Origin of the sequence: Pseudomonas sp. A6, assembly GCF_052367875.1 — a bacterium.
GTDB lineage: Bacteria > Pseudomonadota > Gammaproteobacteria > Pseudomonadales > Pseudomonadaceae > Pseudomonas > Pseudomonas citronellolis.
In genome coordinates this window covers 3,925,637-3,946,759 of sequence record NZ_CP198970.1, presented here as the reverse complement: position 1 = coordinate 3,946,759, position 21,123 = coordinate 3,925,637, and the positions used below count along the sequence as shown (strand labels likewise).

19 protein-coding genes are annotated in these 21,123 nt (G+C 69.0%); 14 read left to right on the top strand and 5 right to left on the bottom strand.

Features of this window, described 5'->3' with window-relative positions; genetic code table 11:
* Positions 1-2 precede the first annotated feature (2 nt).
* A complete protein-coding gene (locus ACTWJ5_RS17415) occupies positions 3-743 on the top strand; it encodes an SDR family NAD(P)-dependent oxidoreductase (protein WP_074979275.1) in 741 nt (246 codons plus the stop codon).
* Positions 744-867: 124 nt separating this feature from the next.
* Positions 868-1,821: a PDR/VanB family oxidoreductase gene (locus tag ACTWJ5_RS17410; RefSeq protein WP_444436194.1), complete on the top strand. Its 954-nt coding sequence runs from the start codon at positions 868-870 to the stop codon at positions 1,819-1,821.
* A gap of 438 nt (positions 1,822-2,259) precedes the next feature.
* On the opposite strand, the gene ACTWJ5_RS17405 is transcribed toward ACTWJ5_RS17410, so the two are convergent.
* On the bottom strand, positions 2,260-2,874 hold the full coding sequence (locus ACTWJ5_RS17405) for a response regulator transcription factor (protein WP_058489551.1): 615 nt from the start codon (positions 2,872-2,874) through the stop codon (positions 2,260-2,262).
* A 238-nt stretch (positions 2,875-3,112) separates the two neighbouring features.
* Here ACTWJ5_RS17405 and hpaC point away from each other — a divergent pair, with 238 nt between their 5' ends.
* The 6 genes from hpaC (at position 3,113) to ACTWJ5_RS17375 (ending at position 9,912) form a co-directional block, all read left to right on the top strand.
* Entirely contained in the window at positions 3,113-3,625 is a 513-nt protein-coding gene (hpaC, locus tag ACTWJ5_RS17400) for a 4-hydroxyphenylacetate 3-monooxygenase, reductase component (protein ID WP_043314882.1), read from the top strand.
* 141 nt (positions 3,626-3,766) lie between these two features.
* Positions 3,767-4,765, top strand: a complete 999-nt coding sequence (locus ACTWJ5_RS17395) for an LLM class flavin-dependent oxidoreductase (protein WP_444436193.1) — start codon at positions 3,767-3,769, stop codon at positions 4,763-4,765.
* A 366-nt stretch (positions 4,766-5,131) separates the two neighbouring features.
* Positions 5,132-6,793, top strand: a complete 1,662-nt coding sequence (locus ACTWJ5_RS17390; RefSeq protein ID WP_444436192.1) for an acyl-CoA synthetase — start codon at positions 5,132-5,134, stop codon at positions 6,791-6,793.
* Between the two features lie 14 nt (positions 6,794-6,807).
* Positions 6,808-7,578, top strand: a complete 771-nt coding sequence (locus ACTWJ5_RS17385) for a 3-hydroxyacyl-CoA dehydrogenase (protein ID WP_301502625.1) — start codon at positions 6,808-6,810, stop codon at positions 7,576-7,578.
* Between the two features lie 14 nt (positions 7,579-7,592).
* Complete coding sequence (locus tag ACTWJ5_RS17380) at positions 7,593-8,774, top strand: acetyl-CoA C-acyltransferase (protein ID WP_444436191.1); 1,182 nt, start codon at positions 7,593-7,595, stop codon at positions 8,772-8,774.
* Between the two features lie 10 nt (positions 8,775-8,784).
* Positions 8,785-9,912, top strand: coding sequence for an acyl-CoA dehydrogenase family protein (locus ACTWJ5_RS17375; RefSeq protein WP_058072454.1), 1,128 nt, complete (start codon positions 8,785-8,787; stop codon positions 9,910-9,912).
* Between the two features lie 251 nt (positions 9,913-10,163).
* Here ACTWJ5_RS17375 and ACTWJ5_RS17370 read toward each other — a convergent pair whose 3' ends face one another.
* Positions 10,164-11,126 (bottom strand): GlxA family transcriptional regulator, encoded by a 963-nt coding sequence (locus ACTWJ5_RS17370; protein ID WP_444436190.1) that lies wholly within the window; start codon positions 11,124-11,126, stop codon positions 10,164-10,166.
* A 274-nt stretch (positions 11,127-11,400) separates the two neighbouring features.
* Between ACTWJ5_RS17370 and ACTWJ5_RS17365 the strand changes: the two genes are divergently transcribed.
* Positions 11,401-11,649, top strand: coding sequence for a DUF2790 domain-containing protein (locus tag ACTWJ5_RS17365; protein ID WP_009622183.1), 249 nt, complete (start codon positions 11,401-11,403; stop codon positions 11,647-11,649).
* A gap of 55 nt (positions 11,650-11,704) precedes the next feature.
* On the opposite strand, the gene ACTWJ5_RS17360 is transcribed toward ACTWJ5_RS17365, so the two are convergent.
* Complete coding sequence (locus tag ACTWJ5_RS17360; RefSeq protein WP_249916744.1) at positions 11,705-12,631, bottom strand: LysR family transcriptional regulator; 927 nt, start codon at positions 12,629-12,631, stop codon at positions 11,705-11,707.
* A gap of 124 nt (positions 12,632-12,755) precedes the next feature.
* On the opposite strand from ACTWJ5_RS17360, the gene ACTWJ5_RS17355 reads away from it, so the two are divergent.
* The 4 genes from ACTWJ5_RS17355 to ACTWJ5_RS17340 all read left to right on the top strand — a co-directional run bounded on the left by ACTWJ5_RS17355 (position 12,756) and on the right by ACTWJ5_RS17340 (position 17,029).
* The gene (locus ACTWJ5_RS17355; RefSeq protein WP_009622180.1) at positions 12,756-13,454 is read left to right on the top strand and encodes a CoA transferase subunit A; all 699 of its coding nucleotides are present in this window, start codon (positions 12,756-12,758) and stop codon (positions 13,452-13,454) included.
* A gap of 26 nt (positions 13,455-13,480) precedes the next feature.
* Positions 13,481-14,137 (top strand): CoA transferase subunit B, encoded by a 657-nt coding sequence (locus ACTWJ5_RS17350; protein WP_061561698.1) that lies wholly within the window; start codon positions 13,481-13,483, stop codon positions 14,135-14,137.
* A gap of 188 nt (positions 14,138-14,325) precedes the next feature.
* The gene (locus ACTWJ5_RS17345; RefSeq protein ID WP_444436189.1) at positions 14,326-15,507 is read left to right on the top strand and encodes an acetyl-CoA C-acetyltransferase; all 1,182 of its coding nucleotides are present in this window, start codon (positions 14,326-14,328) and stop codon (positions 15,505-15,507) included.
* A 97-nt stretch (positions 15,508-15,604) separates the two neighbouring features.
* Positions 15,605-17,029, top strand: a complete 1,425-nt coding sequence (locus ACTWJ5_RS17340; protein ID WP_074979259.1) for a short-chain fatty acid transporter — start codon at positions 15,605-15,607, stop codon at positions 17,027-17,029.
* 382 nt (positions 17,030-17,411) lie between these two features.
* On the opposite strand, the gene ACTWJ5_RS17335 is transcribed toward ACTWJ5_RS17340, so the two are convergent.
* Positions 17,412-18,617 (bottom strand): NAD(P)/FAD-dependent oxidoreductase, encoded by a 1,206-nt coding sequence (locus ACTWJ5_RS17335; protein WP_043272690.1) that lies wholly within the window; start codon positions 18,615-18,617, stop codon positions 17,412-17,414.
* Positions 18,618-18,878: 261 nt separating this feature from the next.
* Here ACTWJ5_RS17335 and ACTWJ5_RS17330 point away from each other — a divergent pair, with 261 nt between their 5' ends.
* Positions 18,879-19,667 carry an SDR family NAD(P)-dependent oxidoreductase gene (locus ACTWJ5_RS17330; protein ID WP_074979254.1) on the top strand — a complete coding sequence of 263 codons (789 nt, stop codon included), beginning with the start codon at positions 18,879-18,881 and terminating at the stop codon, positions 19,665-19,667.
* Between the two features lie 11 nt (positions 19,668-19,678).
* Here the strand turns inward: ACTWJ5_RS17330 and pdxR are convergent, their stop codons facing one another.
* Positions 19,679-21,112, bottom strand: a complete 1,434-nt coding sequence (gene pdxR, locus ACTWJ5_RS17325) for a MocR-like pyridoxine biosynthesis transcription factor PdxR (RefSeq protein WP_301502613.1) — start codon at positions 21,110-21,112, stop codon at positions 19,679-19,681.
* Positions 21,113-21,123 lie beyond the last annotated feature (11 nt).

Sequence of the window (21,123 nt, the reverse complement as noted above, 5' to 3'; positions counted from 1 at the left end):
CCATGACCCGTACCGCACTCGTCACCGGGGCCTCGCGCGGCCTCGGCGAATGCATCGCCCGGCGCCTGCACGGCGCCGGCTACCGCGTGGCCCTGGCCGACGTGCGCCTGGGCGACGCCCAGCGCCTGGCCGATGAACTCGACCCCAGCGGCGCCAGCGTGCTGGCGGTGGAACTGGACGTGCGCGAGAAGGCCGACTTCGAACGCGCCCGCGACTTGTTGCAGGCCAAGTGGGGCGGCTGCGACATCCTGGTGAACAACGCCGGGGTGTCCAGGGTCGCCGCGCTGATGGATATCACCCCGGAGGAGTTCGACGCCTCGCTGGCGGTGAACCTGCGCGGCACCTTCGTCGCCTGCCAGGTGTTCGGCGCGCACTTTGCCGCGCGCGGCTTCGGCCGCATCGTCAACATCGCCTCGCTGGCCGGGCAGAACGGCGGCACCGCCACCGGCGGCCACTACGCCGCGGCCAAGGGCGGCGTGGCGACGCTGACCAAGGTCTTCGCCCGCGAGCTGGCGCCGGCCGGCGTCACCGTCAACAGCATCTCCCCGGGCCCGCTGGACCTGCCGGTGGTGCGCGAGACGGTGGCCCCGGAGCGCCTGGAGCAGATCCTCAAGACCATCCCGGTGGGCCGCCTGGGCGATCCGGACTACGTCGCCGACAGTGTGCTGCTGCTGGTCGCCGACAACGCCAGTTCGGTGACCGGCGCCTGCTGGGACATCAACGGCGGCCTGTTCATGCGCTGAGGTTTACGCAGGACTCCCAGTACACACCGTACAACCCCCTCTCCCTTCAGGGCAGGCCGCGTAGGCGAGGGCCGGGGAGAGGGTGCCGAGCCCATCAATACACCACGCCTTGCAGGTAACAACAATGATGAAGGTAAGAATCGAAAGGATCGTCGACGAAGCCCTGGACATCCGTTCCTTCCGCCTCGTACGCAGCGACGGCCAGCCGTTCGACGCCTACGAGCCGGGCGCCCACGTCGACGTCACCGGCCCCACCGGGGTGACCCGCCAGTACTCCCTGTGCAGCCCGCCGGAAGACCGCGCCGCCTACCTGGTGGCGGTGAAGAAGGAAGCCGCCTCCCGCGGTGGCTCCGCGGCCCTGCACGAGCAGGTCGAAGAGGGCATGGAGCTGGAAATGGGCGCCCCGCGCAACCTGTTCCGCCTGGCCGCGGAAGCCCGCGAGCACGTGATGTTCGCCGCCGGCATCGGCGTGACGCCGCTGCTGAGCATGGCCTACAAGCTCAACGCCCGGGGCGAGCCCTACGTGCTGCACTATTTCGCCCGCTCGCCGGAGCACGCGGCCTTCGTCGAACTGCTGTCCAGCCCGGTGTTCACCGGCAAGGTGGAATTCCACTACGGCGTGGAGCCGGCCGACCTCGAAGCCGAGCTGGCCGCCAGCCTGGCACGCGCCCCGGCAGCGGCCCACGTCTACACCTGCGGCCCGGCGCCGTTCATGAACAAGGTGGTGGACGTCGCCAAGCGCAGCCGCAGCGAAGACGCCATCCACCTGGAACACTTCCAGGCCGACCCGGCTGCCAACGCCGCCCCGGCTGGCGGCTTCGAGGTGGAGCTGGCCAGCAGCGGAGTGGTGCTGCAAGTGCCGGCCGACGCCAGCCTGGTAGACGTGCTCCAGGCCCACGGCTGCGACATCGACACCGAATGCCGCGAAGGCATCTGCGGCACCTGCATCGTGGAAGTGCTGGAAGGCGAGCCGGAGCATCGGGACAACTGCCTGTCGAGCAAGGAGAAGGCTTCGAACAGGCAGATTTGCGCCTGCGTTTCGCGGGCCAGGTCGGCGCGGTTGGTGCTCGACCTCTGACACCTGCTCTTCTCTTCGTAGGAGCGAGCTTGCTCGCGAACGGTGCTTCAACCGGGCCTATGGTGTTTGTCCCGCAGAGCGCCCTCTCCCTAACCCTCTCCCTGAAGGGAGAGGGGACCGTTGGGCAGGGTTTGAAGTTATGGCGTTAGCCGGCTAGCGCAGAGATTTCCGCCGGAAACCATCATCTTTCTCGGCACGGACAAGCCCCCTCTCCCTGAAGGGAGAGGGGGCTGTTCGGTGTGCTTGGATGTTCTGGAGTCAGCCGGCTAGCGCGGTGGCTTCCGGCGGAAACCATCATCTTTCTCGGCACGGACTAGCCCCCTCTCCCTTCAGGGAGAGGGCTGGGGAGAGGGGCGGAGTCAACCCAAAGCACCAATGCCGCCGGCAGCCTCCCGTTCGCGAGCAAGCTCGCTCCTACAGGAAAAGCCCCGAAGCCCCCTACGGCACCCCCAGATCCAAAACCTCCCGCACCAATAGCGCAATACTGGAAACCCCCATCTTCTCCTTGATCTTGGTGCGGTGCACATCCACCGTCTTCACGCTGATGTTCAGCTCGCGGGCGATCACCTTGCTGGCCTTACCGTCGATCACCATGCCCAGCACCTCGCGCTCGCGCCCGGTGAGCAGGTCCAGGCGCTGCTGCAGCTGGCGCTTCTGCTCGGCGCCGGCGTGCACCTGCACCGCGGCTTTCAGCGCGGCCTGGATGCGCTCCAGCATCTGCTGCGGGTTGTAGGGCTTCTCGACGAAATCCAGCGCGCCGTTCTTCATCGCCTGCACCGACATGGGAATGTCGCCGTGGGCCGAGACGAAGATGATCGGCAGCGCCGCGCCGCGCTCGTTGAGCATGGCCTGCAGCTGGAAGCCGCTGGTTTCCGGCATGCGCACGTCGAGCACGAGGCAGGCGGGGCTGCCGGGGTCGTAGTGGGCGAGGAATTCCTCGGCGCCGGCGAAGCACTGCGCCTGGATGCTGACCGACTCCAGGAGCCAGGCCAGCGAGGTGCGCAGGTCCTTGTCGTCGTCGACGATGTAAACAACGGGTTTGCGGGTATCCATCAGGGCACTGCCACGGTTCTTCTTATTAGGTCTGGCTCGCAGTCTTCGCTGCGGCACGCACGGGCGGGCGCGCAGGCGCCCAGGGGCCAGCATACCCAGGCGGCGCCGGGCTGGCGATAAAGAAACCCCCTAGTCGACTAAAGGCCAGCCACCGCCGCCATGGGATTCGCCTGGATACCGCGCCTGGCCGCGGCGCCGTAGATTGGCAAGCATCGACAACCGGCCACAAGGGCGTGCCATGAACAACCTGAGCCAGACCCAGATCGACTTCCGCAACGCCATGGCGCGGCTGCCCGCCGCGGTGAACATCATCACCAGCGACGGCCCCGGCGGGCGCTGCGGCATCACCGCCAGCGCGGTCTGCTCGGTCACCGACTCGCCGCCCACGGTGCTGGTGTGCATCAACCGCGGCAGCGCCAGCCACGAACCCTTCCGCGCCAACGGCCACCTGTGCATCAACGTGCTGCGTGGCGAGCAGGAGGAACTGGCCCGGCACTTCGCCGGCATGACACAGGTGCCGATGGCGGAGCGCTTCGCCTCGGCCCTGTGGGAAGAGGGCTGCGCCGGCGTGCCGGTGCTGCGCGACGCCCTGGTCACCCTGGAAGGGCGCATCAGCGAGTGCAAGGAAGTCGGCTCGCACTCGGTGCTGTTCGTCGAGCTGGAGCGCGCCGCGGTGCGCGAGCAGGGCGACAGCCTGGTGTACTTCAACCGCCTGTTCCACCGCCTGGACGGCGTGTCGGCGGCGGCCTGAAGGGCGGGGCAGGGGGCTTTCATCACTGCGCGGCATGATGACTATCGACGCCGACGCGTGGTCATGCGCCAGGCATGTGGTTAGAGTCCGGCTCAAAGCCACGCCCGCGCATCTGCCGCGCGGGCCCTGACCGGAGCCTCCATGAAGTCCCTGTCCGAAACCGCCTTTTCCATGCTCGACCTGGTGCCCATCCGCGACCAGGGCACCGTCAGCGAAGCGCTGAACAATGCCGTCGAGGTGGCTCGTCACGTCGAGCGCCTCGGCTTCACCCGCTACTGGCTGGCCGAGCACCACAACATGGACGGCATCGCCAGCTCGGCGACCGCCGTGCTGATCGGTCACATCGCCGGCAAGACCGCGCGCATCCGCGTCGGCTCCGGCGGGGTGATGCTGCCCAACCACCCGCCGCTGGTGATCGCCGAGCAGTTCGGCACCCTCGCCAGCCTCTACCCGGGGCGCATCGACCTGGGCCTGGGCCGCGCTCCCGGCGCCGACCAGGCGACCATGCGCGCCCTGCGCCGCGACCGCATGCTCGGCGACGGCGAAGACTTCCCCGAGCAGGTCGCCGAGCTGGAAATGCTCCTCGGCCCGCGCCGCCCGCAGCAGAGCCTGCTGGCCATCCCCGGCGAGGGCACGCGGGTGCCGATCTGGCTGCTCGGTTCCAGCCTGTTCAGCGCCCGCCTGGCGGCCGAGAAGGGCCTGCCCTACGCCTTCGCCTCGCACTTCGCGCCGCGCTACCTGCACGACGCGTTGCGCATCTACCGGCAGAACTTCAAGCCCTCGGCCATCCTCGAACAGCCCTACGCGATGATCGGCGTGCCGCTGATCGCCGCGCCCACCGACGAAGAGGCCGAGTACCTGGCGACCACCGCGTTCCAGCGCGTGCTGGCGCTGATCCGCGGCGAAAGCCTGAAGCAGAAGCCGCCGGTGGAGCGCATGGCCGGCCTGTGGCTGCCCCACGAGCAGGAGGCGGTGGGCAACTTCTTCGGCCTGGCGGTGATCGGCGGCCCGGAGAAGGTGCGCAGCCGCCTGGAGATCCTTGTCGAGCAGACTGGGGCGGATGAGATCATCTTCACTAGTGATATCTACGACCATGACCTGCGCTTGCGTTCGTTGGAGATCGTTGCTGGGTTGCGTTGATTCCAACGGCGCTTTGGTGTTTGCCGGTAACTTTGGCGCTGAGGGAATTCCTTTCCCTCACCCCAGCCCTCTCCCAGAGGGAGAGGGGGCCGTCCGTGCCGTTGGTGAGAATGGTGTTCGCCGGCAGCGCCAGAGTGGCCGGCAGACATAGAACTTCCAGCTTGCGCCGAACTGGCTCCCTCTCCCTCCGGGAGAGGGCTGGGGTGAGGGGGCGGAGCCAACCCCAGGCACCGCCACCCCCGGCCACTCCCCATCCCCCCGCTGTCCAATCCGCTCATCCACATAAGTCCCTTTCGACATTGCCGCAGCAACCGCCCGGCGCGAACATCCCGCTACTCCCTACAAGAACAAGCCAGGAGTTCCGCGATGCGCCCCTATGCCGCCGCCGCTGCCGAATTCGATTACGCGGCCACCGCCCGAGACACCCTCACCGGCAGCCTCGACGCCCTCAACGCCTGCGTCGAATGCTGCGACCGCCATGCCCCGTCCGGGCGCGTCGCCCTGTACTGGGAAGGCCGCAACGGCGAACGCGCCGAGTACAGCTTCGCCCAGCTGCAGGCCCTGTCCGCGCAGTTCGCCAACCTGCTGCATGGCCTGGGCGTGCGCCCCGGCGATCGCGTCTCCGGCATGCTGCCGCGCACCCCGGAACTGCTGGTCACCATCCTCGGCACCTGGCGCCTCGGCGCGGTCTACCAGCCGCTGTTCACCGCCTTCGGGCCCAAGGCCATCGAGCACCGCCTGGGCATCGCCGGCAGCCGCGTGCTGGTCACCGACGCCGGCAACCGCGCCAAGCTCGACGAAGTGCCCAACGCCCCGCAGATCATCACCGTCAGCGGCGGCCAGGCGATCCCGACCGGCGACCTCGACTTCTGGAGTGCCCTGGAAGGCCGCTCCGAGCAATTCGAACCGGTCCTGCGCACGGGCGAAGACCCCTTCCTGCTGATGTTCACCTCCGGCACCACCGGCCTGGCCAAGCCGCTGGCCGTGCCGCTCAAGGCCATCCTGGCGTTCACCGGCTACCTGCGCGACGCCGTGGACCTGCGCCCCGAGGACCGCTTCTGGAACCTGGCCGACCCGGGCTGGGCCTACGGCCTTTACTACGCCGTCACCGGCCCGCTGGCCCTGGGCCACGCCACCACCTTCTACGAAGGCGCCTTCACGGTGGAGAGCACCTGCCGGATCATCCGCCAGTACGGCATCACCAACCTGGCCGGCTCGCCCACCGCCTACCGCATGCTCAAGGCCTCGGCCGCCGAGGTGGAGCGTGAGCTCAAGGGCCGCCTGCGCGCGGTGAGCAGCGCTGGCGAGGCGCTGACCCCGGAGGTGATCCGCTGGTTCGCCGAGGGCCTGGGGGCGACCATCCACGACCACTACGGGCAGACCGAGCTGGGCATGGTCCTGGCCAACCACCATGGGCTGCAGCACCCGGTGCACCTGGGCTCGGCCGGCTACTCCATCCCCGGCCACCGCGTGGTGGTGCTGGGCGAGAACGGCGAGGAACTGCCCGCCGGCCAGCCCGGCATCCTGGCCATGGACCGCAAGCGCTCGCCGCTGATGTGGTTCGCCGGCTACCAGGGCATGGAAACCAGGGCCTTCGTCGGCGACTACTATCTCAGTGGCGATACCGTGGAGCTGAACGCCGACGGCAGCATCAGCTTCGTCGGCCGCTCCGACGACCTCATCACCACCTCCGGCTACCGCGTCGGCCCGTTCGACGTGGAAAGCGCGCTGATCGAGCACCCGGCGGTGATGGAAGCCGCGGTGATCGGCAAGCCCGACCCGGAGCGCACCGAACTGGTCAAGGCCTACGTGGTGCTCTGCCCGCAGCACCAGCCCAGCCCGGAGCTGGCCGAGGAGCTGCAGCAGTACGTGCGCAAGCGCCTGTCGGCCCACAGCTACCCGCGGGAAGTGGAGTTCATCGCCGAACTGCCGAAGACCCCCAGCGGCAAGATCCAGCGCTTCCTCCTGCGCAACCAGGAGATAGCCCGGCAACAAGAGGCGGCCGAACGCGCGGCCGCGCAGCACTGATTCGGAGAGATTCCATGCAGATTCAGGACAAGGTATTCCTCATCACCGGCGGCGGCTCCGGGCTCGGCGCGGCCACCGCGAAAACCCTGGTGGAGGCCGGCGCCCGCGTGCTGCTGGCTGACGTCAACGCCGAGGCCGGCGCCGCCCGCGTGGCCGAGCTGGGCGAGGGCAGGGCGCGCTTCGTGCGCACCGACGTGACCAGCGAGGCCGACGGCCGCGCCGCCGTGGAAGCCGCGCTGGAAAGCTTCGGCGCGCTGCACGGGCTGGCCAACTGCGCCGGCGTGGCGCCGGCCGAAAAAGTCCTAGGGCGCAATGGCCCGCACGGCCTGGACAGCTTCGCCCGGGCCATCAACATCAACCTGGTGGGCAGCTTCAACATGCTGCGCCTGGCCGCCGAGGCCATGGCCCGCAACGAGCCGGACGCCGGCGGCGAGCGCGGCGTCATCGTCAACACCGCCTCGGTGGCGGCCTTCGACGGGCAGATCGGCCAGGCCGCGTATTCGGCGTCCAAGGCCGGGGTGGTCGGCATGACCCTGCCCATCGCCCGCGAACTGGCGCGCCACGGCATCCGCGTGATGACCATCGCCCCCGGCATCTTCGAAACGCCGATGATGGCCGGCATGCCCCAGGAAGTCCGCGACTCCCTCGGCGCCAGCGTGCCCTTCCCGCCGCGCCTGGGCCGCCCCGACGAATTCGCCGCGCTGGTCCGCCACATCGTCGAGAACAGCATGCTCAACGGCGAGGTGATCCGCCTCGACGGCGCCATCCGCATGGCCGCCAAGTGACAGGAGTAACGAAAATGAACGATCCCGTAGTCATCGTCAGCGCCGTCCGCACGCCCATGGGCGGCTTCCTCGGCGACTTCAAGGACACCAGCGCCGCCACCCTCGGCGCCGCCGCCGTGCGCGCCGCCATCGAGCGCGCGCAGCTGGGCGCCGACCAGATCGACGAAGCCATCCTCGGCTGCGTGCTTTCCGCCGGCCAGGGCCAGGCTCCGGCGCGCCAGGCGGTGCTCGGCGCCGGGCTGGACCGCGGCACGCCCTGCACCACCATCAACAAGATGTGCGGCTCGGGCATGAAGGCCGTGATGCAGGGCCACGACGCGCTGCTGGCCGGCAGCGCCGGCGTGGTGCTGGCCGGCGGCATGGAGAGCATGTCCAACGCGCCTTACCTGCTGGAGCGCGCTCGCACGGGCTACCGCATGGGCCACGGCAAGGTGCTCGACCACATGTTCCTCGACGGCCTCGAAGACGCCTACGACAGGGGCCGGCTGATGGGCACCTTCGCCGAGGACTGCGCGCAGGGCTACGGCTTCACCCGCCAGCAGCAGGACGACTACGCCATCGCCTCGCTGACCCGCGCCCAGCAGGCCATGCGCGACGGCCGCTTCGCCGCCGAGATCGTCCCGGTGACGGTCAAGGCCGGCAAGGAAACCCGCGAGGTCAGCCAGGACGAGCAGCCGCCGAAGGCCAGGCTGGACAAGATTCCGACGCTGAAACCGGCGTTCCGCGAGGGCGGCACCGTCACCGCGGCCAACTCCAGCTCCATCTCCGACGGCGCCGCCGCGCTGGTGCTGATGCGCCTGTCCGAGGCCGAGAAACGCGGCCTGGAGCCCCTGGCGGCGATCCGCGCACACTCGTCCTACGCCGCCGCGCCGAACCTGTTCCCCACCGCGCCGGTGGGCGCCATCCAGCGCCTGCTGCAGCGCAGCGGCTGGGGCCTGGGCGAGGTGGACCTGTTCGAGGTCAACGAAGCCTTCGCCGTGGTGGCCATGGCCGCCATGCGCGAGCTGGACATCCCCCACGCCAAGCTCAACGTCCACGGCGGCGCCTGCGCCCTGGGCCACCCGATCGGCGCCTCGGCGGCGCGCATCCTGGTGACCCTGCTCTCGGCGCTGCAGCAGTACGACCTGAAGCGCGGCATCGCCTCGGTGTGCATCGGCGGCGGCGAAGCCACGGCCATCGCCGTCGAGCGCCTGTAAGGAGCGAAGCATGATTCCCAGCGAAGAAGACCTGCAGATCCGTGATGTCGCCCGCCAGTTCGCCCAGGAGCGGCTGAAACCCTTCGCCGCCGAGTGGGACCGCGAGCACCGCTTCCCGGCCGAGGCGCTGAAGGAAATGGCCGACCTCGGCTTCCTCGGCATGCTGGTGGCCGAGGAGTGGGGCGGCGCGCAGACCGGGCACCTGGCCTACGCCATGGCCCTGGAGGAAATCGCCGCAGGCGACGGCGCCTGCTCCACCATCATGAGCGTGCACAACTCGGTGGGCTGCATGCCCATCGCCAAGTTCGGCACGGACGAGCAGAAGCGCCAGTTCCTGGTGCCCCTGGCCCGCGGCGAGATGATCGGCGCCTTCGCCCTCACCGAGCCCCAGGCCGGCTCCGACGCCAGCTTCCTGAAGACCCGCGCACGCCGCGACGGCGACCACTACGTGCTGAACGGCAGCAAGCAGTTCATCACTTCCGGCAGCCACGCCGGACTGGTGATCGTCTTCGCCGTCACCGACGCGGCGGCCGGCAAGAAGGGCATCAGCGCCTTCATCGTGCCCACCGACACCCCCGGCTACCGCGTGGTGCGGGTGGAAGACAAGCTCGGCCAGCACGCCTCGGACACCTGCCAGATCGCCTTCGATGACCTGCGCATCCCGGCCAGCTACCGGCTGGGCGAGGAGGGCCAGGGCTACGCCATCGCCCTGGCCAACCTGGAGGGCGGGCGTATCGGCATCGCCTCCCAGGCGGTGGGCATGGCCCGCGCCGCCTTCGAATACGCCCGCGACTACGCCCACGAGCGCGAGACCTTCGGCAAGCCGATCATCCAGCACCAGGCGGTGGCCTTCCGCCTCAGCGACATGGCCACCGAGATAGCCGTGGCCCGGCAGATGGTCCACCACGCGGCGAGCCTGCGTGAGGCGGGCCTGCCGTGTCTGACGGAAGCCTCCATGGCCAAGCTGTTCGCCTCGGAGATGGCCGAGCGGGTGTGCTCGGCGGCGATTCAGACGCTGGGGGGGTATGGTTACCTGCAGGATTACCCGGTGGAGCGTATCTATCGGGATGTGCGGGTGTGCCAGATCTATGAGGGCACCAGCGATGTGCAGCGGTTGGTGATTGCGCGGAGCCTGTAAAGAGCGCCCTCTCCCTAACCCTCTCCCTGAAGGGAGAGGGGACCGTTCGGTGTGCTTGGATGTTCTGGAGTCAGCCGGCAGCACCGAAGGTTTCCGACTGAAACCATCACCTTTCTCTGCACGGATAAGCCCCCTCTCCCTTCAGGGAGAGGGCTGGGGAGAGGGGACGGAGCCAGGCCCAGGCACCTGCGTTGCCGACGAACTCCATTCGCGAGCAAGCTCGCTCCTACGAACCCTCGACACCTCGAACCCTACCCATCCCCCCGAAACCGCCCCCGATACTCCGTCGGCGTCACCCCCAGCCTCTGCACGAACACCAGCCGCATCCGCGCCGCGCTGCCGAAGCCGCAGCGCCAGGCCACCACCTTCAGCGGCAGCCCGCTGCCTTCCAGCAACCCCCGCGCCGCGTCCAGCCGGGCGCGCTGGACGAACTCCGCCGGGGTGATGCCCGCCTCGCGGACGAACACCCGGGCGAAGGTGCGTTCGCTCATGGTCGTCACCGCCGCCAGTTCCGTCACCGACAGCGCGTCGGTGAGATGGGCCTGCACGTGGCGCTGTACCCGGGCGATGGGCGAATCGCCATCCGCTGGCGCCTGTAGATAGGGGCTGAACTGCGATTGCCCACCCTGGCGCTGGGCCACCACCAGCAGGCGCTTGGCCACGCTCAGCGCCACCGCCGGGCCGTGGTCCTCGGCCAGCAGCGCCAGGGCCAGGTCGATGCCGGCGGTCACGCCGGCGGAGGTCACCAGCGCGCCGTCGCGCACGTGGATGCTGTCGGGCTCCACCCTTGCCTGCGGAAACAGCTGCGCCAGGCGCGCGGCGTCGCCCCAGTGGGTGGTGACGCGCTTGCCGTCCAGCAAGCCGGCATGGCCGAGGAGGAAGGCGCCGGTGCAGATCGAGCCGTAGCGCGGCGTCTCGGCGCAGGCCCGACGCAGCCAGGCGAGGAGGGCGGTGGAAGGTGTCTCGGCGGGCAATTGCGGGCCGCCGGGCACCAGCAGGATGTCGAAGCCACCGACGGCGCCGTCCAGCTCGTGCTGCGCGCCCAGCAACTGGCCGTTGGAGGCGGGGATGGGGAAGCCGCGTTCGGCCAGCGTCAGCACCTGGTAGCCGCTGCCCGGCGCGACGAAGGCATTGGCTTCGGCGAAGACGTCCAGCGGGCCGGCGATGTCCAGCGCCTGCACGCCGGGGAACAGCAGCATGGCCACGCGTTTCATGGCGGATTCCTGGCGACGAATGGGCTTGCCATTGTGACGCCCTGATCGAGTGGCAGCAAAGTGGGAAATGAATTGAATCCTGCCAGTGCGGACGCTTTTTACCGCGAGTGAAAGGCCGGTCAATCCATTCAGCTGGGTTGGCAAGCCCTTATTGTTACGTGTTGCGCAGTAATCCCTTGTCGTATTGCCTCTGTGTCCGGAACGGCCGTTCAACTAAATTTGTATACACGGCAAGGCCAAATGGCCAGCACGCCGGAAATCGGAGAATCCCACCATGAAACGCACCCTGTTCAGCCTGTTCGCCATCCCCCTGATGGGCGCCGCCCTGGCCGCCAATGCCGCCGATGCCGCGCCCGTGGTCTACCACTACGGCATGCAGCTCGACGTGGCCAAGGTGATCAGCATCGAGCAAGCCAACGACCGTTGCGAAGTCGCCCCGGCGAAAATGACCTACGCCGACTCCAAGGGCCAGGTCCACGTGCTCGAATACCTGCGCCAGACCGAGATGTGCAGCGACATCTGACCCTCCCAGCGCAACGGGCGGCGTTCTTCCGCCGCCCGCGCCGCGCGACTCTGCCTCACTCTGCTCGACCTTCCTCGCAACCTTCCTTCTGCAACCGCGGCCAGTCGGCTATCTGCAAGAGCACGTCGCTCAGCGCCTGGGCGGCGCTGGAGAGCTTGTGCTCGGCCAGGCTGAACAGGCCCACGCGGCGTTCCACCGTGGGTTCGTAGAGGTCCACGCAGCGCGCGCCCAACTCCTCCATCTGCTTCACGCACAGGCGCGGCACCGCGCTCACTCCCAGCCCCTGGGCGACCATGCGCCCGACGGTGACCAACTGGTGGCTCTCGAAGGCCACCGCCAGCTTGCCGTGGCTGGCCGCCACGCTGTCTTCCAGCAGCAGACGCACCGCCGAGGGCCGCTGCAGGGTGATGAAGGGCTGCTGCAGCAGCTGCGCCCAGGTCAGCCGGCGCTGCCCGGCCAGGGGCGAGCCGGCCGGCAGCACGGCGACGAAGCGGTCGCTGTAGAAGGCCTGGAAGCTCAGGCCGTCGAGGCTGTCCGGCTCGAAGGCGATGCCCAGCTCGACGCGGCGGTTGCGCACCATCTCCAGCACCTGTTCGTTGATCACGTCGTGCACCGCCACGTTCACCTTCGGGTGGCGCTGGCGGAAGGCCATGAGCGCGCCCGGCAGCAGGTTGCCGGCGAAGGAGGGCATGGCGGCGATGGAGACCTTGCCCAGCTGCAGGGTGAAGTGCTGGCGCAGCAGCTCCTCGGCGTTGTCCCAGTCGGCCAGCAGGCGCCGGGCGATGGGCAGCAGGGTCTCGCCCTCGGGGGTGAGGGCTACGCTGCGGGTGGTGCGCACCAGCAACTGCCCGCCGAGGGATTCCTCCAGGTTCTTGATCGCCAGGCTCAGGGCCGGCTGCGACAGGTGCAGGCGCTCGCCGGCCTGGGCGAAGCTCAGGCTCTGCGCCACGGCGAGGAAGGCGCGCAGTTGCTTGACGGTCATTGATAAGTAAAGCCGAATAATCGATTGGAAAAACAAACTTAACAAATCAGTCCCCAGCGGTGAAGCTGCAGACGCTCTCCGACCGGCCGGTCGGAAACCCAAACTACAAGAGAGGCAGCAGCAGATGGCAGGACTCGACAAGCGGGTTGGCAGTTACGCGGAGGCCCTGGCCGGGCTCACCGACGGCATGACGGTACTGGCGGGCGGCTTCGGCCTGTGCGGCATCCCCGAGAACCTCATCGCCGAGATCCGCCGCCTGGGCGTGAAGGGCCTGACGGTGGTGTCGAACAACTGCGGCGTCGACGGCTTCGGCCTCGGCGTGCTGCTGGAGGACCGGCAGATCCGCAAGATGATCGCCTCCTACGTCGGCGAGAACGAACTGTTCGAGCGCCAGCTGCTGTCCGGCGAACTGGAAGTGGAACTCACCCCGCAAGGCACCCTGGCCGAGAAACTGCGCGCCGGCGGCGCCGGCATCCCGGCCTTCTTCACCGCCACCGGCTACGGCACTCCGGTCGCCGAGGGCAAGGAAGTGCGCGAGTTCAACGGCCGCCCGCACATCATGGAACAGGCCATCACCGGCGACTTCGCCATCGTCAAGGGCTGGAAGGCCGACCACTACGGCAACGTCATCTACCGCCACACCGCGCAGAACTTCAACCCGGTGGTGGCCACCGCGGGGCGCATCACCGTGGTCGAGGTGGAAGAGATCGTCGAGCCGGGCGAGCTGGACCCCACCCAGATCCACACCCCCGGCATCTACGTCGACCGCATCATCCAGGGGACCTTCGAGAAGCGCATCGAAAAGCGCACCGTGCGTTCCTGAGCCCACCGGACAAGAGAGACAAGAAGATGGCACTGACCCGCGAACAGATGGCCCAGCGCGTGGCGCGCGAACTGCAGGACGGCTACTACGTGAACCTCGGCATCGGCATCCCGACCCTGGTGGCCAACTACGTGCCCGAGGGCATGGAAGTGATGCTGCAATCGGAGAACGGCCTGCTCGGCATGGGCGCCTTCCCCACCGAGGAAACCCTCGACGCCGACATGATCAACGCCGGCAAGCAGACCGTGACCGCCGTGAAGGGCGCGTCGATCTTCTCCTCCGCCGAATCCTTCGCGATGATCCGCGGCGGCCACGTCGACCTCACCGTGCTCGGCGCCTTCGAGGTGGACGTGCAGGGCAACATCGCCTCCTGGATGATCCCCGGCAAGCTGGTGAAAGGCATGGGCGGCGCGATGGACCTGGTGGCCGGCGCCGACAACATCATCGTCACCATGACCCACGCCTCCAAGGACGGCGAGTCCAAGCTGCTCGACCGCTGCAGCCTGCCGCTGACCGGCGCCGGCTGCATCCGCAAGGTGCTCACCGACCTGGCCTACCTGGAGATCATCGACGGCGCCTTCGTCCTGCGCGAGACCGCGCCGGGGGTGAGCGTCGCCGAGATCGCCGAGAAGACCGCCGGGCGGCTGATCGTGCCGGATGACGTGAAGGAAATGACCTTCTGACACCCCCTGTAGGAGCGGGCCCTGCCCGCGATCGCGCGCAGGAGTAGCACCCGTAGGATGGCGTTGAGCGAAGCGATACCCATCACCCCGACAGCATGGGTTTCGCAAGCTCAACCCATCCTACGAAAAGCACCTCGGCGCAGCCGGCAAGGCAGTTGCTCCAACGAACAGCCGCTTGGGAGAAAGACATGCAAGACGTAGTGATAGTCGCCGCCACCCGCACCGCCATCGGCGCCTTCCAGGGCAGCCTGGCGAACATCCCCGCCCACGAGCTGGGCGCCATCGTCATCCGCGAGCTGCTGCAGCGCAGCGGCGTGAAACCCGAGCAGGTGGACGAGGTGATCCTCGGCCAGGTGCTCACTGCCGGCTCCGGGCAGAACCCCGCGCGCCAGGCCGCCATCGCCGCCGGGCTGCCCCATGCGGTGCCGGCGCTGACGCTGAACAAGGTCTGCGGCTCGGGCCTCAAGGCCCTGCACCTGGCCGCCCAGGCCATCCGCTGCGGCGACGCCGAGGTGGTGATCGCCGGCGGCCAGGAGAACATGAGCCTGTCGCCCTACGTGCTGCCCAAGGCCCGCACCGGCCTGCGCATGGGCCATGCGCAACTGGTCGACAGCATGATCGTCGACGGTCTGTGGGACGCCTTCAACGACTACCACATGGGCATCACCGCCGAGAACCTGGTGGACAAGTACGGCATCACCCGCGAGGCGCAGGACGCCTTCGCCGCCGCCTCGCAGCAGAAGGCCGTGGCCGCCATCGAGGCCGGGCGCTTCCGTGACGAGATCGTCCCGGTGAGCATCCCGCAGCGCAAGGGCGAGGCACTGAGCTTCGACACCGACGAGCAGCCGCGCGCCGGCACCACCGCCGAGTCCCTGGCCAAGCTCAAGCCGGCGTTCAGGAAGGACGGCAGCGTCACCGCCGGCAACGCCTCCAGCCTCAACGACGGCGCCGCCGCCGTGCTGCTGATGAGCGCCGCCAAGGCCAAGGCACTGGGCCTGCCGGTTCTGGCCCGCATCGCCGCCTACGCCAGCGCCGGCGTCGACCCGGCGATCATGGGCATCGGCCCGGTATCCGCCACCCGCCGCTGCCTGGACAAGGCCGGCTGGCAACTGGCCGAGCTGGACCTGGTCGAGGCCAACGAAGCCTTCGCCGCGCAGTCCCTGGCGGTGGGCAAGGAACTGGGCTGGGACGCCGCCAAGGTCAACGTCAACGGCGGCGCCATCGCCCTGGGCCACCCCATCGGCGCCTCCGGCTGCCGCGTGCTGGTCAGCCTGCTGCATGAAATGCTCCGCCGCGATGCGAAGAAGGGACTTGCCACCCTGTGCATCGGCGGTGGCCAGGGCGTGGCCCTGGCCCTGGTCCGCGACTGATCGAGCCCTGCGTGCCCGTGTGACGGACGCCCCGGACGAACTCCGGGGCGTTCGGCGTTACAAAGAAAAATAACTCCAAGAAATCGAGGTAGGAAAAATGAACGCGAAACTGCAACTGCAGGAAAGCCGTTCCGCGCGCTTCGCCATGGCCTGCTCGGCCTGGGCCGAGCGCTGGTTCCCGGACTCCTGGGTGTTCGCCACCCTGGCGGTGCTGATCGTGGCCGTGGCCACCCTGGCCATGGGCGCGTCCCCCGGCGACACCGCCAAGGCCTTCGGCGACGGCTTCTGGAGCCTGATCCCCTTCACCATGCAGATGGCCTTCGTGGTCATCGGCGGCTACGTGGTGGCCAGCTCCGGCCCGGCCTCGCGGCTGATCGCGCTGCTGGCGCGGGTGCCGAAGAACGGCCGCTCGGCGGTGGCCTGGGTGGCCGTGGTGTCGATGCTCGCCTCGCTGCTCAACTGGGGCCTGAGCCTGGTCTTCGGCGGCCTGCTGGTGCGCGCCCTGGCCCGCCGCACGGACCTGAAGATGGACTACCGCGCCGCCGGCGCCGCGGCCTACCTGGGCCTGGGCGCGGTCTGGGCGCTGGGCCTGTCGTCCTCCGCCGCGCAGTTGCAGGCCAACCCCGGCAGCCTGCCGCCGTCGATCCTCGCCATCACCGGGGTGATCCCCTTCACCGAGACCATCTTCCTCTGGCAGTCCGGCCTGATGCTGCTGGCCCTGGTGGTGGTGTCGGTGGTGATCGCCTACATGACCGCGCCGGGCGAATCCAGCGCCCGCGACGCCGATGCCTGTGGCGTGGACGTCAGCTTCACCCCGCCGCACATGAGCAAGCCCAGCCGCCCCGGCGAGTGGCTGGAGCACAGCCCGCTGCTGATCCTGCTGCTGGTGGCCCTGGCCGCCGGCTGGCTGTTCCACGAGTTCGCCACCAAGCCGGCGATCCTCGCCATCTCCGGGCTGAATACCTACAACCTGCTGTTCCTGATGGTCGGCGCGCTGCTGCACTGGCGCCCGCGCAACTTCCTCGACGCCGTGGCCCGCGCGGTGCCGACCACCACCGGGGTGCTGATCCAGTTCCCGCTGTACGGCTCCATCGCCGCCATCATGACCACCGTGAAAGGCACCGACGGCGCCACCGTGGCGCACCACATCTCCACCTTCTTCGTGCAGATCGCCTCCCACGACACCTACGCGTTGCTGATGGGCGTGTATTCCGCGGTGCTGGGCTTCTTCATCCCCTCCGGCGGCGGCAAGTGGATCATCGAGGCGCCCTACGTGATGCAGGTGGCGACCGAGCTGAAGTACCACCTGGGCTGGGCGGTGCAGATCTACAACGCCGCCGAGGCGCTGCCGAACCTGATCAACCCCTTCTACATGCTGCCGCTGCTCGGCGTGCTGGGCCTGAAGGCCCGCGACCTGATCGGCTTCTCCTTCGTCCAGCTGCTGGTCCACGTGCCCCTGGTGCTGTTCCTGCTCTGGGCCCTGGGCACCACCCTGCAGTACCTGCCGCCGGTCATGCCGTAACCACGCAGACGGCTGCCAACGGCAGAAGCCCGGGCACCGCGAGGTGCCCGGGTTTTTTCATGGGCGGCCCGCCGGAGGTTCCGGCAATCGCAAAGATGGCTTCTCGTAGGAGCGAGCTTGCTCGCGAACAGACTCCGCTGCGGGGCTCATTCGCGAGCAAGCTCGCTCCTACGAAGAGCGCCCCGGCGCGGCCTGTAAGACAGTAGCGTAGGGCGTATAACCGTTCGCGGTTATACGCCGTTGGCCCGGAACACCGTTGCGACGGCCAGCCCGTAGGATGGGTGGAGCGAAGCGATACCCATCGCCATGGCCGGAGGCAAAGCCCGGTTCGACCATGGCGTTGGGGAATGACACAGGTGTAGCGGCGGAGAACCGTGAACGGTTACGCCACCACCACCCGTTGCGGGTCGGCGGCTTCGCGGGCGGCCTTGCGGCTGGGTTGGGGCGGGTAGATCCACTGGGTGTTGATCTGCCGCTTGAGGGCCTTGGCCTCGGCGCCCTGCAGCTTGACCTGGCGTTCCCAGCCCTCGGTGTAGACCGCGCCCCAGGGGCCCAGGTCGAGGCAGGTGACGTAGACCGGCTGGGCGTAGGCCTGGGTGGGCAGGCCGAGGAGGTCGGCGGCGACGTTGTAGCCGGCGCTGCGGCCCATGTTCATCGCGTGCTGGCAGGACATCAGCGCGTGGTTGCCCGCATCGTCCACCTGCGCCAGGGCCACGTCGCCGGCGGCGAATACCGCGTCCACGCCCTTCACCCGCAGGTCGCGCGTCACGTGCAGGCGGCCGAGGGCGTCGCGTTCGCCGGGCACCTGGGCGGTCAGCGGGCTGGCCTGCATGCCGGCGGTCCAGATCACTGTCTTGGCTTCTATGCGCTCGCCGGTGGTGGTGCTCAGACCGTCGGCGTCGATGGCGTTGACCGCGGCGCCGAGGAAGCGCACCACGCCCAGTTCGTCCAGGGCCTGCTCGATCTGCGGGCGCGGGCCGGGGCCCAGGTCGGGGCCGATGACGTGGCTGCGCTCGACTATCACCACCCGCACCTCGGCATCTTCGCCCAGCACGCGGCGTACCCGCGCGGGCAGCTCGCAGGCGATCTCGATGCCGGTGAAGCCGCCGCCGGCCACCACCACCGTGTTGCGCGCGTCGCTCGGCGGCAGGTCGGCCAGGCGCGCCAGGTGCACGTCCAGGGCGCTGGCTTCGTCGGTCTGGTCGATGCTGAAGGCGTGCTCGGCCAGGCCGGGGATGGCCGGGCGGAACAGGCGGCTGCCGGCGGTCAGCACCAGGCGGTCGTAGGCGAGGCTGAAGCGTTCGCCGCGCTCGTTCACGGCTTCGACGCTGCGCTCGCCGGTATGGATGCGCTCGACGCTGCCCTGCACGTAGCGCACCCCGGCGGCTTCGAACAGCGGCAGCAGCGGCGTGGTCATGGCGTGCGGGGCGGCCTCGTGCAGGCGCGGGCGCAGGTGCAGCAGCGGCTCGGGGGCGACCAGCGCGACTTCGACGTCGCCGCGGCCGTGCTGGTCGAGGACGCGGGCGGCGCCCAGCGCGGCCCACATGCCGGCGAAACCGGAACCGATGACGAGGATGCGTTGTTGCATGGCGTGACTCCTGGGAAGGGAAAATTCGTGAAGGGGATACTAGGCGTTCGGCGGGCGGGGAATAACGGACAATCCTGGCGAAAACCGGCAGTCCAATCCTCCGAGTGCTTGGACGTGGCTGCCGGTAGCGCCTAGGCTGCTTTGGGTCCACTCAGCACATCGTCGCCCAGCCCTTGTTCGTGTAACCCCGCAGCGGAATCCGTTCGCGAGCAAGCTCGCTCCTACGAAAATCGAAAACCGAAAACAACCGAGAGCAGTGCCATGAATTTCAATCTGCAAGACAAGCTCGCCCTGGTCAGCGGTTCCACCAAGGGCATCGGTTTCGCCATCGTTCAGGGCCTGGCGCGCGAGGGCGCGCGGGTGGTCCTCAACGGCCGCAGCCAGGCTTCGGTGGACGCCGCCCTGGCCAAGCTGCGCGAGCAGCAGCCCGATGCCCGCGTCGAGGGTTTCGCCGGCGACCTGTCGCAGCCTTCGGCCATCGCCGAACTGGTGGGCCGCTACCCGCAGGTGGACGTGCTGGTGAACAACCTGGGTATCTTCGATCCCAAGCCCTTCGCGGAGATTCCCGACGAGGACTGGGAGCGCTTCCTGCAGGTCAACCTGCTGTCCGGCGTGCGCCTCAGCCGCGCCTATCTGCCGGGCATGAAGCAGCGCAACTGGGGGCGGGTGGTGTTCATCAGCAGCGAGAGCGGCGTGCAGATTCCGGTGGAGATGATCCACTACGGCGTCACCAAGACCGCCCAGCTCGGCCTGTCCCGCGGGCTGGCGGAGGACTGCGCGGGCACCGGGGTGACGGTCAACGCGGTGCTGCCGGGGCCGACGCATTCCGAGGGCGTCGACGAGTTCGTCGGCAAGCTCTCCGGCGGCCAGCCGTTCGCCGAGTTCGAGGCGGAGTTCTTCCGCAGCGCGCGGCCCAGCTCGCTGCTCAAGCGCTTCACCACGCCGGAGGAGGTGGCCAACCTGGTGGTGTACGTCTGCTCCGAGGCGTCCTCGGCCACCAATGGCGCGGCCCTGCGCGCCGACGGCGGGGTGGTCCGTTCGGCCTTCTGAGGTGCGCGGCTTCAGGCGATCTGCCGGAGCAGGTCGCGCAGCTTGTCCAGGGCCGGGTCGATATCCAGCTTCTCGATGGCGCCGAAGCCCATCAGCAGCCCCTGGCGCACCGGCTCGCGGTCGTAGAAGCCGTCCAGCGGATAGATGCCGACTTCCAGCTTGCGCGCCAGCTCCACCAGCAGCGGCAGCTTCACCGGCACCTTGAACAGCAGCGCCAGGTGGAAGCCGGCGTTGGACGGCACCGCCTGCAGCCAGGGCGAGAGGTCGCCCTCGACGCGCGCCAGGATGCGTTCGCGGCGCGTGGCGTAGATGCCGTGGCAGCGGCGGATGTGCTTGAGCAGGCAGCCGTCGGCGATGAACTTGGCCAGCGCCCACTGCGCCAGGGTCGAGCTGTGCCAGTCGTTCAGCTGCCGCGCGCGCAGCAGGGCCGGGCGCAGGCCCGGCGGCACCACCAGGTAGCCCAGGCGCAACTCCGGCAGCAGCGTCTTGGAGAAGGTCCCGACGTAGGCCACCAGGCCCAGGCGGTCGAGGCTGTGCAGCGTCTCGTGGGGGCGGCCTTCGTAGCGGAATTCGCTGTCGTAGTCGTCTTCGACGATCACCGCGCCCAGCTCCGCGGCCCGCGCCAGCAGGGCCTGGCGGCGCGCCTCGCTCATCGGCATGCCGAGGGGGAACTGGTGCGCCGGGGTGCAGTAGATCAGTTGGGTGCCGTCGGGGATGCGCTCCACGCACAGACCCTCGGCGTCCACCGGCACGCTGACGATTTCCGCGCCCTGCATGGCGAACTGCAGGCGCGCCGGCGGGTAGCCGGGGTCTTCCATGGCCACCCGGGTGCCGGGGCGCACCAGCACCCGCGCCAGCAGGTCGAGGGCCTGTTGCGCGCCGTTGCAGACGATGACGTCCTCGTCGCGGCACTGCACGCCGCGGCTGTAGGCGATGTGCCGGGCAATGGCGTCGCGCAGGCTGGGCAGGCCCTCGGGCTGCGCGTAGACCGCCCGCGGGCCCTGCATCTGGCGCAGGGCGAAGTGCACGCAGCGGCGCCAGTCCTCGTGGGGGAAGGTGGCGAGGCTGCTGGCGCCGCCGAGGAAGTCGGCGCGCAGGGTGACGCCGGCGTGGGGGTGGACGATGCGCGTCTGCAGCGCCTCCCAGGTGTCGATGGCCTCCTGGGCGGCGTAGCGGATGGCCTGCGGGCGCTGCTCGTGGCGCGGCACCCGGGCGTTGACGAAGGTGCCGCTGCCGACGCGGCCGACCAGCACGCCCTCGTAGGTGAGCTGGGCGTAGATGTCCGACACCGTCTTGCGCGACAGGCCCAACTGCTCGGCCAGCAGGCGACTGGGCGGCAGCCGCGCGCCGGCGGCCAGGCGCCCGCTGTCGATGGCCTCGCGCAGCTGCGCGTAGAGTTGCCCGCCAAGGTCCTTCTGGCCCTGGATGACGATGTGCAACTCCATGAATGCCTCTC